11 protein-coding genes are annotated in these 13435 nt (G+C 63.6%); 4 read left to right on the top strand and 7 right to left on the bottom strand.

Annotated features, from left to right (window positions below; genetic code table 11):
* Positions 1–146: 146 nt before the first annotated feature.
* From ACE3SN_RS13115 to ACE3SN_RS13095, 5 genes are all read right to left on the bottom strand, one after another.
* Complete coding sequence (locus ACE3SN_RS13115) at positions 147–587, bottom strand: MucR family transcriptional regulator (RefSeq protein ID WP_374530695.1); 441 nt, start codon at positions 585–587, stop codon at positions 147–149.
* Between the two features lie 178 nt (positions 588–765).
* Complete coding sequence (locus ACE3SN_RS13110) at positions 766–1200, bottom strand: GNAT family N-acetyltransferase (RefSeq protein ID WP_374530697.1); 435 nt, start codon at positions 1198–1200, stop codon at positions 766–768.
* Positions 1201–1229: 29 nt separating this feature from the next.
* Complete coding sequence (gene tsaB / locus ACE3SN_RS13105) at positions 1230–1850, bottom strand: tRNA (adenosine(37)-N6)-threonylcarbamoyltransferase complex dimerization subunit type 1 TsaB (protein WP_374530693.1); 621 nt, start codon at positions 1848–1850, stop codon at positions 1230–1232.
* Positions 1851–1868: 18 nt separating this feature from the next.
* Complete coding sequence (locus tag ACE3SN_RS13100; protein WP_374530691.1) at positions 1869–2462, bottom strand: malonic semialdehyde reductase; 594 nt, start codon at positions 2460–2462, stop codon at positions 1869–1871.
* 42 nt (positions 2463–2504) lie between these two features.
* On the bottom strand, positions 2505–3080 hold the full coding sequence (locus tag ACE3SN_RS13095) for a NifU family protein (RefSeq protein ID WP_374530689.1): 576 nt from the start codon (positions 3078–3080) through the stop codon (positions 2505–2507).
* A 106-nt stretch (positions 3081–3186) separates the two neighbouring features.
* Between ACE3SN_RS13095 and ACE3SN_RS13090 the strand changes: the two genes are divergently transcribed.
* The 3 genes from ACE3SN_RS13090 to ACE3SN_RS13080 all read left to right on the top strand — a co-directional run bounded on the left by ACE3SN_RS13090 (position 3187) and on the right by ACE3SN_RS13080 (position 8308).
* Entirely contained in the window at positions 3187–6135 is a 2949-nt protein-coding gene (locus ACE3SN_RS13090) for a M16 family metallopeptidase (RefSeq protein ID WP_374530687.1), read from the top strand.
* A 108-nt stretch (positions 6136–6243) separates the two neighbouring features.
* The gene (locus tag ACE3SN_RS13085) at positions 6244–7617 is read left to right on the top strand and encodes a class II 3-deoxy-7-phosphoheptulonate synthase (RefSeq protein WP_374530686.1); all 1374 of its coding nucleotides are present in this window, start codon (positions 6244–6246) and stop codon (positions 7615–7617) included.
* Positions 7618–7624: 7 nt separating this feature from the next.
* Complete coding sequence (locus tag ACE3SN_RS13080) at positions 7625–8308, top strand: spermidine synthase (RefSeq protein WP_374530684.1); 684 nt, start codon at positions 7625–7627, stop codon at positions 8306–8308.
* Positions 8309–9217: 909 nt separating this feature from the next.
* On the opposite strand, the gene ACE3SN_RS13075 is transcribed toward ACE3SN_RS13080, so the two are convergent.
* Positions 9218–10189, bottom strand: a complete 972-nt coding sequence (locus ACE3SN_RS13075; RefSeq protein WP_374530682.1) for a quinone oxidoreductase — start codon at positions 10187–10189, stop codon at positions 9218–9220.
* Positions 10190–10288: 99 nt separating this feature from the next.
* Between ACE3SN_RS13075 and ACE3SN_RS13070 the strand changes: the two genes are divergently transcribed.
* Positions 10289–12178, top strand: coding sequence for a CocE/NonD family hydrolase (locus ACE3SN_RS13070; protein ID WP_374530680.1), 1890 nt, complete (start codon positions 10289–10291; stop codon positions 12176–12178).
* Positions 12179–12184: 6 nt separating this feature from the next.
* On the opposite strand, the gene ACE3SN_RS13065 is transcribed toward ACE3SN_RS13070, so the two are convergent.
* A partial coding sequence (locus tag ACE3SN_RS13065) for an HD-GYP domain-containing protein (protein WP_374530679.1) occupies positions 12185–13435 on the bottom strand: 1251 nt, incomplete at its 5' end.

Genomic DNA, 13435 nt, shown 5'->3' with positions numbered 1-13435 from the left:
TGCGCAATCCGCGCTCTACGCATAGCGCTTCGATGTCGATGGCCTGATGCACGTAACTATCCGTCAGAAAAGGAACACCCCGCCGATCATAAACCGGCGGGGCGATTCTTCAACTGCAACTCAATTGTTAGCCGATAAGGCCAGGTTCACGCCTTGGGCTTGCGCCCGCGCTTCACGCCAGGCTTGCGGCCCAGGCCGATCTTCTTGGCAAGATCGCGGCGGGTTTCGGCGTAGTTCGGGGCGACCAGCGGATAGTCCGCTGCCAGGCCCCAGCGCGCGCGATAGTCTTCCGGCGTCATGCCATGATGCGTCATCAGATGGCGTTTGAGCATCTTGAGTTCCATGCCGCAGTCAAGGCAGGTGATCTTGTCGGCCTTGACCGAAGCGCGCACCGACACGGCGGGCTTCAGCGGGGCTGCTTCCGGCTCCGGCGCGGCCTGGCCAAGCCCGGCAAGTGCGCCATAGACGTTGCTGATCAGAGTGGGCAGTTCTTCCACGCCGACGCTGTTGTTGCTCACATGCGCAGCAACAATATCGGACGTCAGCGTAATGAGCGTTTCATTTATATCAGCCTGGATCGAGTCCATGCTTGTTTCCTTCCTGTGATTGTAAGCGACCGTTTTTGGTTTTCGGAGTGTCAGGCCACAGACAGCCCGCCTCCGGGTGGCAATTTAGCCTCCCGTGACAATAAAACAACCCGTTGGCGACCATATTACACTGTAATACAGTTCGATTCCGGCGGATTGGTCATGAAATTCGAGTTAACTAATGGCAATCGCAGGCAAAAGTAATCGCGTCGATCCGCTCTGCGGTGGCGCTGCGATAATAGTTCGGGCGCACCCCGATCTGATTGAAACCGAAATTACGATAAAGCGACTCGGCTGGATTACCGCGCCGCATTTCCAGCAACAGCCGCTTCGCGCCATGCGTGCGCGCGCCTTCGGCAAATTGCTCAAGTAAACGGCGGCCCAGTCCCAGGCGACGACAGGCAGGGTCGACTGCCAGGAGGAGCAATTCTTCCTCGTCATATCCGGTACGGGAAAGGAAAAACCCGGCCGCGGCCTCGTTGGTGCCGGGCGCACCGCCATGCGCCGCGACAAGACCGTAGTGACAGCCGCCCAGCAGCATCGCGTCTTCAACCTGTCGGCGGGTCCAGGCCTCGCCATATTCCGGGGGGAAGGCGGCTTGCATCACCGCCATTATCCGGTCGAGATCGTCACCCGGCGGGGTCACGGCGCAACTCCCCCGGGCAGCTTGGCATCCGGGGCGCGGCCATAGAGCGGTTGAACGTCTGGTGTGAGCGCGACGGCGCCCAACTGGTCAAAGCAGCGCGCATCGCTCCAGATCGGCAGGGCCTCGCCGCTGCCGCGTGCGGCGACCAGGGCTTCGGCCTGGCTCCCCGCAACCAGCGCCGCGCCCCCCTGGGCCGCAACGGCCGGGAGCAGTGAGGCAATGTCGCCCAGCGGCGCGCCGTCTTCGGTAAAATCGCTGACGAACCATTCGCCGTGCCCACCCGTCATGGCCACGCGTACGGGCTGTGCGCCGCGCTGCGTGCGCGCCATGGCGGCAATCAAGGCGGGTGTGGGATATCCGACCAGTGTTGCGCCCCAGACCAGCGCCAGCGCCCGCGCCGCGGCGAGCCCGACGCGCACCCCGGTGAAGCTGCCCGGACCAAGCGCAACCGCGATCCGGTCGGCCTGGCCCTTGCCGGGCAGGGCGGAGATCATCGGGACCAGCTGTTCGGCGTGGCCCCGGCCCAGCATGCGCCAGTCTCCGGCGAGAAGCCCCTCATCGCCGAACAAGGCGACCGAGCAGGCCTCGGTCGCACTATCGATTACCAGCGTTCGCATCGCCGCGAAGATAGCGCCTCAGGCGATCCGGTTGAAAGTGTCGAAATCGGGCCGCGGGCTGCGCGGGAAGATGCTCGCCGGATCGCCATAGCCGAGCGTCGAAATCATCACCGACTTGTAGTCCGGAGTTTCGGCCAGGAACGCGGCATCGACCGCGTCGTTGGCGAAGCCCGTCATCGGCCCGGTATCGAGTCCGATCGCGCGGGCGGCCATGATGAAATAGGCGGCCTGCAGGGTGGTGTTGAGGAAGGCCGAACGTTCGCGCAGGGCGTCATTGCCCACGAACCACGAACGCGCATCAGCGTGCGGGAACAGCCAGGGCAGCTGTTCGTGGAACTGGGTGTCCATGGCGACAATCACGGTTACCGGGGCCGACCGGATCTTCGCACCGTTGGCCGGCATCGTGCAGGCGGCCAGCTTTTCCTTGGCCTCTGGCGAAGTGCACCACACCAGGCGGGCGGGCAGCTGGTTGGCCGAAGTCGGGGCCATCTTCATCAGGTCCCAGATCGCGTGGAGTTGCTCGGTCGAAACCGGCTTGTCCAGATACCCGTTGTACGTGCGGGCGGTGCGGAACATCTGATCAAGCGCGGCATCGTCAAGCGGCTGGGACATGAGGGTGCTTTTCCTGTCTGGGTGGAATTGGGCGAGGCGCGCTCAGGCGGCGCGAACTTCGATGACTTCGGGGACGTAGTGCTTGAGCAGCGTCTCGATCCCGTTCTTGAGCGTCGCGGTGGACGACGGGCAGCCCGAGCAGGCACCCTGCATCGAGAGGTAGACCACGCCTTCGCGGAAGCCGCGATACACGATGTCGCCGCCATCGTTGGCAACGGCGGGGCGCACGCGGGTTTCGATCAGTTCACGAATCTGGATGACGATGTCGGCATCGGCCGGATCGTCGCCGTAGTCCTCGTCCTCGGCCGGGACCACGATTCCGCTGGCGTCGGGGGTGCGCAGCAGCGGCGCGCCGGTCACGAAATGATCGAGCAACATGGCGACGACCTGCGGCTTGAGGTCGGACCAGTTCACGCCGGGCGCAGCCGTGACCGATATGAAATCGCGGCCGAACAGCACGCCCGTCACGTCGCCCAGGCTGAACAGCGCTTCGGCCAGCGGTGAAGCGGCTGCTTCCTCTTCATTGCGGAATTCGCGGGTGCCAACGGCCATCACCTGCTCACCGGGCAGGAACTTGAGCGTGGCGGGATTCGGCGTGGTTTCAGTTTCGATAAACATGATGATTGGCATGTAGGCGCGTTGGGGAGCGGGTCAAGTGCGCTGGGCGGCGCGGAGCCAAGCTATTCACTGGCCCTTCACAATTCGCCTGCCTATAGTTTGCCCCATGCGACTGAAATCACGCGCCGCGCGCCTTCTTGCCTTCCTGCTGCCCGCCGCCCTCGTTCTGACGCCGCCTTCGCTGGCCGAAACCCCGGCGCAGCCGCAGGGCGATAGCGCCAAGCAGGCGAAGGACCCCTGGCTCTACCGCGGCAGCGACATTCCGCAGGACAAGGAATGGATTTTCGGCGAACTGCCTAACGGGGTACGCTACGCCGTGCGCCGCAACGGTGTGCCGCCGGGCCAGGTTTCGATCCGCATTCGCATGGACGTCGGATCGCTTTACGAAACGGACAACGAGCGCGGCTATGCGCACCTGCTCGAACATCTGGTGTTCCGTCAGTCGAAGTATCTGGGCGACGGGCAGGCGATCCCCACCTGGCAGCGTCTTGGCGCGACCTTCGGCAGCGATACGAACGCCCAGACCGGTCCGATCAGCACCACATTCAAGCTCGACCTGCCGGGCGTTACCCCGACTTCGCTTGATGAGAGCTTCAAGCTGCTTTCGGGCATGATCATGTATCCGACGCTGAGCGAGGCCAACGTGCGCACCGATGTGCCGATCGTGCTGGCTGAAAAGCGCGAACGCGGCGGCACGGCGGAACGGGTGGGCGATGCGACGCAGGCGACCCTGTTTGCCGGGCAGAAGCTGGCCGTGCGCCCCGTGATCGGCACTACCGAAACACTCAATGCGGCCAACCAGGCCAGCGTGCGGGCCTTCCACCGGCGCTGGTATCGCCCCGAAAACGCGGTGATCATCGCGGTTGGCGACATCGACCCCGCGCTGATGGCGGGGATGATCGCGAAGTATTTCGGGACATGGAAGGTCCCCGGCAAGCACACGCCGCCGCCCGCGTTTGGCGATCCGGTTGCCCCCAAGGGCAGCGATCCGGCCAATCCTGTGGGCGAAACCCGCGTGATCGTGGAACCCGACCTGCCGCGCGGCCTTACCTATTCGGTCCTGCGCCCGTGGCGTCCGGTCAAGGACACGGTGGTCTACAACCAGGGCAACATGATCGACGCCGTGGCGCTCGCGATCATCAATCGTCGGCTTGAGGCGCGCGCGCGGGCGGGCGGCAGTTTCCTGATGGCGCAGGTCAGCAAGGATAAGGTCAGCCGCTCGGTCGATGGCACTTTCGTGTTCGTCTCGCCGATCGACGAAAACTGGGGACAGGCGCTGAAGGATACGCGTTCGGTGATTGCCGACGCGATGGCCGAGCCGCCGACCGAAGAGGAGATCGCTCGCGAAGTTGCCGAGATGAGCGTCGCCTACGAAAGCAGCGTCGAACAGCGCGGGCTGCTGCCCGGCTCGGGACTGGCGGACGACATGGTAACCGCGTTGGACATCAATGAAACGATCGCCTCGCCCGAAGTGGTGCTGCAGATCTTCAACAGCTCGCGGCCGCTGTTCACGCCGCAGGCCGTGCTTGAACACACTCGGGCCATGTTCCAGGGGCCGGTGACGCGCGGAATCTACATGACCCCCAAGGACGGCGAGGCTGATACCGCATCGCTCAAGGCCGCGCTGCTTGCTCCGGTAAAGGCCGATCCTACAGCGCGGTTGAATACCAAGACCATCTCGTTTGCCGACCTGCCGCCGATCGGCACCCCGGTCCAGCCAAGTGTTACCAAACCGACCGGCCTCCTGGAAATCGAGCAGCTGGAATTCCCCAACGGGGTCAAGGTGCTGCTCTGGCCGACCACCGACGAGCCGGGGCGCGTGACGCTCAAGGTGCGGTTTGGCGCGGGTTACCGCGCCTTTGGGCCGGACGATGCGGCCTATATCACGCTGGGCCAGATGGCACTGGTGCCTTCGGGCATGGGGCCGCTCGGACAGGAAGAGCTCGACCGGATTTCGACCGGCCGCAAGATGGGCTTTGGATTTGACATCGAAGACAGCGCGTTCTCGTTCACCGCCGATACCCGCAGCGCCGACCTTGCCGACCAGCTCTATCTGTTCGCCGCGAAGTTCGCGATGCCCCGCTGGGACGAGGCACCTTTCGTCCGCTCGAAGGCCGCGGCCAAGTTGCAGTACGAAAGCTATGCCACCAGCCCCCAGGGCGTGCTTGAGCGCGACCTGATGTTCTATGAACGCGGCAAGGATCCGCGCTTCCACACGCCGACCCCGGCCGAAATCGAGGCCGCGACGCCCGATGGCTTCCGCAAGGTCTGGGAACCGATCCTGAAGCAGGGGCCGATCGAGGTGCAACTGTTCGGCGACTTCAACCGCGCAGAGGCGATTGCGGCGCTAAGCAAAACCTTTGGCGCTCTTCCCGCCCGTGGCAACCTGCCGGTCGGGACGGCTCCGGCGCGGGTCAAGACCATGGCCCCGTCGCAGACTCCCGTGGTTTTGACCCATCGCGGCGATCCGGGGCAGGCCGCTGCGATGATCGAATGGCCGACCGGCGGCGGGATGGGCGACATCCGCGAATCGCGCCAGATCGAGATCCTGACCCAGGTCTTCCAGAACCGGCTGATGGACGCGCTGCGCGAAAAGCTGGGCGCGGCTTATTCGCCGCAGGTTTACAACACCTGGCCGACCGACCTTGAAAACGGCGGCTCGATCGTGGCGGTCGCACAGCTGTCCCCGCAGGCCGTGCCGATCTTCTTCCAGACTGCCGAGGAAATCGCGGCAGACCTGATCGCCAATCCTCCCACCGCCGATGAACTGGCCCGCGCGCTTGAGCCGCTGCGCCAGCAGCTGACCCGCTCGTCCACCAGCAGCGCCTTCTTCATGTACCACCTTGAAGGGGCGACCAGCGATCCGCGCCGGTTTACCGCAATGCGCACTTTGCTGAACGATTACACCCAGACAACGCCCGAGGCGATGCAGGCGCTGGCCAGGAAGTACCTTCAGTCCGGCATGAGCTGGCGGCTGGCAATCATTCCGCAAGGGCAGGAACTTGTGACGCGTCCGGCTAAGGGTGACGAAGGGAGCCAGCACGGCGGGCACTAGGCGCGGCGCGCGCAATCTTTATTGCGCGATTGCGGTGATCGGCTTTTCGAACTTTGCAATTGTGCGATTGCGGGGCTATGGCGCGCGCTCTTCAATGGAGTGAGCAAAGTGGCGAATAACTGGACCCCCGAAAGCTGGAAGGCCAAGGAAGCACGGCATCTGCCGAGCTATCCCGATGCCGATGCCCTTGCCAAGGTGGAACAGACCCTGTCGAGCTTTCCCCCGCTGGTCTTCGCGGGCGAAGCGCGCGCGCTGAAGGCGGACCTGGCCGAAGTGGCCGCGGGCAAGGGTTTCCTGCTCCAGGGCGGGGACTGCGCCGAAAGCTTTGCCGAATTCCATCCCAACAACATCCGCGACACGTTCCGCGTACTGCTGCAGATGGCGGTGGTGATGACCTTCGCCAGCAAGCAGCCGGTGGTGAAGGTGGGCCGCATGGCCGGCCAGTTCGCCAAGCCGCGCTCCTCGCCGGTCGAAGTGATCGATGGCGTCGAACTGCCGAGCTATCTGGGCGACAACATCAACGGGATCGAGTTCACCTCGGAAGCTCGTATCCCCGATCCGCAGCGCCTGCTGCAGGCCTACAGCCAGTCGGCCGCGACGCTTAACCTGCTGCGTGCGTTCTCGACCGGGGGCTATGCCAACCTGCGCCAGGTTCACCAGTGGACGCTCGATTTCATGGGCCGCAGCCCCTGGGCCGACAAGTTCGCCGAGATGGCCGACCGCATCGGCGAGGCGCTGGACTTCATGGAAGCCTGCGGGATCGATCCCAAGACCGTACCCCAGCTGCAGGGCACCAGCTTCTACACCAGCCACGAGGCGCTGCACCTCTCGTTCGAACAGGCGATGACGCGCCAGGATTCGCTGACCGGCGATTGGTACGATACCAGCGCGCACATGCTGTGGATCGGCGACCGCACCCGCTTCGAAGGTTCGGCGCACGTCGAATACCTGCGCGGCGTGGGCAACCCGCTCGGCATGAAGTGCGGGCCTTCGATGGCGCCCGACGAACTGCTGCGCCAGCTCGACCTGCTCAATCCGGGCCGCGAGCCGGGCCGCATCACGCTGATCAGCCGCTTTGGCGATGAAAAGGTCGAAGCGGGCCTTGCCCCGCTGGTCCGCGCGGTAAAGCGCGAAGGCCATCCGGTGGTGTGGTCTTGCGACCCGATGCACGGCAACGTGATCAAGTCGGCCAGCGGGCTCAAGACCCGTCCGTTCGACCGCATCCTGAACGAGGTGCGCGGCTTCTTCGCCGTTCACCGCGCCGAAGGCACCCATGCGGGCGGCATCCACATCGAGATGACCGGGCAGGACGTGACCGAGTGCGTCGGCGGCGGGATCGCGATCAGCGATGACACGCTGGGCGACCGCTATCACACGCACTGCGACCCGCGTCTCAATGCGGCGCAGTCGATCGAACTGGCGTTCATGCTGGCCGAAATGCTCAACCTCGAGGCGGTCGAGCGCGCCCAGCGCGCGGCATGAACCGGGCGTGATCACGCGGGAACTGCTGGGAACCGCGCAGGTTCCGGGCGGCGAAGAGCTGCGGCTGTTTGCGCACGGGCGCGATTTCATGATCGTGCTGGGCCATAACGAGCTGATGTCGACCCGGATGCGCGGCTCGGAAGAGGCGCTTGCCACCCTGACGGCCGAGCGGCTGAATGGCGTGCCCGCGCAGCGCTGGCTGATCGGCGGCTATGGCATGGGCTTCACCCTGCGCGCGGCGCTGAAAGTGCTCGATGCCAAGGCGCGGATCACCGTGGCCGAACTGGTGCCCGAAATCATCGAATGGGCGCGCGGGCCGATGGCCGCCGTCGCCGAGGGCTGCCTCGACGATCCGCGCGTACAGCTGCGCATGGACGACGTGGCCGACGCGATCCTGCTTGCCCCCGAACCGCTCGATGCGATCCTGCTCGATGTCGACAACGGGCCGGACGGACTGGTGCGCGCCGAAAACAACCGGATCTATTCGAAGGGCGGTCTGCGCCACGCCATGCGGGCGCTGCGCCCCGGCGGCGTCCTCGCCATCTGGTCCGCCGCCCGCGATCCCAAGTTCACCCGGCGGTTGGAAGATTCCGGCTTCGAGGTCGAGGAAGTCGAAGTGCGCGCGCGGGTTGATGCGAGCGGCAAGGGCAAAGGCCCGCGCCACATCATCTGGTTCGCGAAGGCGCCCTAGGGGCAGGGGCAGTTCCTGCCGTTCGCTGCCCGAGAAACTCAAATCCAGAAGCGAAGTTATTGCCAACAGCCGGGTCAACCGGAGGAGTATCCCTGTTCCCACCTCAGGAAGCGCGGCATTGGCGAATCCGAAGCGAATGCTACGAAAGTCTCGTAGACTTCTTCAAACGTAAAAGTCTTTGGATCGTCGATCCTCGTTGGGATTTCGCGTCGCCTGACGCCATGGAAGTGGCGCTGACTCATGGTCCAACTCGCTTCAATGCGGCTTTGGCTTCGCGTTTATGAGACTACGGCCAAGTTGAGCGTCAGTATATGGGGAAATGTGGACGTGTCACCGTAATTCTCGGAATTCTACAATTCGGAATTTTTAAAATAATCAGTTACTTTAAAAAAAGCGAATGCCATCGCCGTATCTCATTTTCAATACCATCAATTGATTCTTTAACGGCAAATGATTTAATATAATAATTTCGATCTCGAGTGGATATTGTTAATGTGCGAAAAATAAACAAATATCTAGTATTTCGCACTTCAACTATTTCATCTACTTTAAAATTTTTACTATATACCTTTAAGCATTGCAAATCATCGCTTAATGATAAAGCCGAATTTTTAGATTTCAATCTCCAAAAAAAATGAAAAATCAAAAATACCAATCCCGGATAATATAAAAAATACAATCCCTCACCGAGTGCTCGAAAATACATTCCCTGATGGAGACCCCCGCCGGTTAGATCTTCATTCATACTTATGGCAAGTAGCAAACAAATCATTGCAAGCCAAAAGTAATAGTAACCAGTCCGGATCGTCGCGATATCTCGCATGGTTTTCTCAAATTAGCATGGAACGTGCAGGTTACGGTGCCAGTTTACTAAATACACCAAGTCGTTCACCTGGTTCGCGCACCCCCTCACGGCACCAGCACCGTAGATCCTGTCGTCCGCCGCGCTTCCAGGTCGCGGTGGGCCTGCGCGGCTTCGAGCAGCGGATATTCCTGCCCGATCGTGACCTTCACCTTGCCCGATCCGACCATGTCCCAAAGTTTTGCAGCACCAGCGGCGGCTTCGGCGGGATCGGCGTAGTAATCGTAGAGGGTGGGGCGGGTGACGAACAGCGAACCGCCGCGCTGCAACTCGCCCAGCGCGATGCCGGTTACTGGACCGCTGGCATTGCCGAAGCTGACCATGGTGCCGCGCCGCGCCATACAGGCGAGCGAGCTTCGCCAAGTGGCCGCGCCGACTCCGTCATAGGCTGCCGCCACGCCCTTGCCGCCGGTCGCCGCGCGGACGCGTTCGACCAGATCCTCGGCATCGCTCAGCAGCACCAGTTCGGCCCCGGCAGCTTCGGCCTGCGCGATCTTTTCCGCGCTGCCGACGGTACCGATCACCCGCACGCCGCGCGCCTTGAGCCACTGGACCAGGATCAGGCCCACGCCGCCCGCTGCCGCCGGAACCAGCGCCCAGCCGCCCGGCGCGACCGGGGCGACGCGTTCGGCCAGACATTCCGCCGTCGCGCCCTTCAGCATCACGGCGGCGGCGGTCTTGGCGTCGATCCCTGCGGGCACCGGCAGCAGGTCGCGCGCCTTGATGATCCGCGCCGTGGCATAGGCGCCCAACCCGCCGAAGCAGGCGACCCGGCTGCCGACGGCAAGATTCACCCCTTCGCCCACCGCCTCGACCACGCTGGCCGCCTCGGATCCGAGGCCGCTGGGCAGCGGGATCGGGTAAAGGCCCGAGCGGAAATAGGTGTCGATGAAATTGAGCCCGATCGCCTCGTTGCGCACCAGCACTTCGCCGGGGCCGGGAGCGGGCAGGTCTACCTCGCGCCACTGGATCACTTCGGGGCCGCCGGTCTGCTCGAAATAGGCCTGGGTCGCGCGCATGGTTCTCTCCTCTTGTCGTTCGCAGAATATCGCGGCGCGCCGGGTTCTCAAGCGCAACAAAGCTGCTAACTTCGATAATTATCCTTTTGGAGCCGATGAATGCGCAAGGTCGCCGCCACCCTGATTGCACTGCTTGTTGCCGCGCCGCTGCTGGCGCAGGTCACTCCCGCCCCGCTCGATCCGATGACCAACGATCAGGTCGCCAGCTATGACTGGGTGCGGCCCGAGGCCGATTACGTCCGCCGCGAAGTGATGATCCCGATGCGCGACGGGACCAAGCTGTTCACCGTGATCGTCTATCGCAAGGGCACCAAGGACGCGCCGATCCTGCTGTCGCGCACACCCTACAACGCGACCAATTCCACCAGTCGCAACCGCAGCCAGAAGATCGAGGAAATCCTGCCGATCATGGACGCGCCGTTCGTCGATGACGGCTATATCCGGGTCTATCAGGACGTGCGCGGGCTGAACAAGTCCGAGGGCGATTACGTGATGGTCCGCCCGGTGCGCGGCCCCCTCAACAAGACCGGGATCGACCATTCGACCGACGCCTATGACACGATCGACTGGCTGGTGAAGAACCTGCCCGAAAGCAACGGCAAGGTCGGCATCATCGGTTCGTCCTACCTTGGCTTTACCGCGCTGATGGCGCTGATCGATCCGCACCCGGCGCTGAAGGCCGCCGTGCCGCAATCGCCGATGGTCGACGGCTGGATGGGGGACGACTGGTTCCACAATGGCGCCTTCCGCACCTTCGGCTTCGACTATGCGCTGCAACAGACGGTCAAGGATGGCAGCGGCCCGGTGCCGGTGGGGCTGGGCGATGAATACGAGACCTATCTCGAAGCCGTCTCGTCGGGCGGATTTGCGCGCAAGTGGGGGATCCAGGACCTGCCTGTGGTGCGCAAGATGATGGAGCACCCTGCCTATGACACCTATTGGCAGGAACAGGCGGTCGACAAGATTTTGGCCAAGCACAAGCTGACCGTGCCGACGCTGGTCATGCTGGGGCAGTGGGATCAGGAAGACAGCTACGGCGGTCCCGCCGTCTACCGCGCGATCAAGGCCGCGCAGCCCGATGCGCCGATCATGCTGGGGATCGGGCCGTGGCGCCATTCGGGCGCAAATTACGAGGGCTTTGGCCTGGGCGCGCTGCGCTTCGAGGGCGATACCGCGCTGCAGTTCCGGCTCGATTGGATCAAGCCGTTCTTCGATTGCCGGCTCAAGACCAACGCGCCGCCCTGCGCGCCGATGCCGGCCGCCGTCACCTATGCGACCGGGATCAACAAGTGGGAGGTCGACGCGAAGTGGCCCGCAGGCACCGAGCAGCCGCTCTACCTGACCGGCAGGTTCGGCCTTTCGTTCGCGAAGCCCACCGGTGCCGGCAGCGACAGCTACATTTCCGATCCCGCCGCCCCGGTGCCGTTCCTGCCGCGTCCGATCCGCATGGACGGGGACGTCTGGCGGACCTGGCTCGTCCAGGATCAGCGCTTCGTCACCGGGCGCACCGACGTGCTGAGCTATACCGGGTCGGTACTGACCAAGCCGGTCCACATCAAGGGCGCCCCCCGGGTTGACCTGCGCGCTGCAACCAGCGGTCAGGATAGCGATTTCGTGGTCAAGCTGATCGACGTTTACCCGCCGGAGAACGGCGCTAACCCGGCGATGGCGGGCTATCAGCTGGGGATCGGGATCGAGATCTTCCGGGGCCGCTATGTCCACGGCTTTGCCACCCCTGCGCCGCTGGAGCCGGGCAAGACCTATGCCTTTGGCTGGTCGCTACCCAACGTGAACCACGTGTTCCTGCCGGGCCACCGGATCATGGTGCAGATTCAGTCGAGCCTCTATCCGCTCTATGATCGCAACCCGCAAAGCTGGGTGCCGTCGATCTTCGATGCCCAGGCCAAGGACTATGTGAAGGCGACGCAGACAATCCGCTGGGGCGGGGATCAGCCCAGCGCGGTGTGGCTCCCGGTGGTGAAGGACTAGGCGGACCTAGTTTTCGCGCACCGAGGCTTCGAGCAGCCGCTGACGCAGGTCGGCGGCTTCCTCGTCGGTGAACATGTCGAGGTTGGCGATCCCGACGATCTCGTCCTCGCCGTAACATTCGGCGAGGCGAATCTCGGTCTGCCTGACCTTCTTGCCCAGCGCGAGCGACCAGAACACCCGGACCTTCGGTCGCGATGTGTCGGCGGGATCCTGGTCCACCACCATCGCGAGCCGCTTGCTGCGCAGCTCGACGAAGGAACCCACCGGATAGGCGCCGACCGTTTCCATCAGCGCCAGCAGCGTTTCGGGATCGAACTGCCCGGACGAGGCGACGAGCCGCTGGACTGCATCGGCCGGGTCGAGCGGGGCCACGCCGGGGGCGCCGCTGACCAGCAGATCGTAGGCATCGCAAACCGCCGCCATGCGGGCGAGCGGCGAGATTTTCACACCGGTAAGGCGATTGGGATAACCACTGCCGTCGGCCCGTTCGTGGTGTTGCAGGGCAACCAGTGCGATCTTTTCGGGGATGCCGCTGGCGATCAGGAAGTTGTAGCCCTGGCTGCGAACCTCCAGCGGCAGCGCGCGATAGTCGTCGCCGCCGCGATCGTCCCCCACCGGCAGATGGCTCACCCCGACATCAAACAGCAGCCCGGCCATACCCGCCTCGCGGATTTGAGCCGGCGAAAATTTCATGCGCCGGGCCAGCGAGATCATCAGCGCGCTGCAGGCAAGCGCGTGGCGATAGACGTGCTCGGCATCGCGCTTGCACCGCATCAGGCCGTTGAAGGCGTGCGGATTGCGCTGCACCGAGGCAAAGATTTCCTCGATCACCGGCTCGACCTCGTTCGCGTCGACCGATTTGCCGAGCCGCGCTTCCAGGAAGACGCGCGATACCACCTTGCGCGCGCGGGTTGCCGCGCTGCGGGCCTGACCGAACTCGCGGGTAAAGGTCTGCGGGGACACGGCCTGGGTCTGCACAGGCGCCGGCGGGACGAAAACGCGCCGCTGAACCGACTTGCCGCGATCCGGGCGAACATAGCGGGACAGGCGCGTTTGCGGGATTTCCGCGGGCTGGGACGGGGCGATGTCGCGCCCCTTCGACAGGTCGATCACTACCGCGCAGACATCGCTGTCGCGCAGGTCATCAAGGGTCGCGTCATCTTCGAGCAGGAAGCGCGATTTCCAGAATGGATGCTTGAACCAGCTGCCTTCAAGTTTGTGAATGAACATGCCCAGTTCGACCTGTGAAGGATTGAT

Source organism: Novosphingobium sp. (genome assembly GCF_041915465.1).
Taxonomy (GTDB): domain Bacteria; phylum Pseudomonadota; class Alphaproteobacteria; order Sphingomonadales; family Sphingomonadaceae; genus Novosphingobium.
Note: the sequence above shows the minus strand (reverse complement) of the source record. Positions and strands in the feature narration are given on the sequence as shown.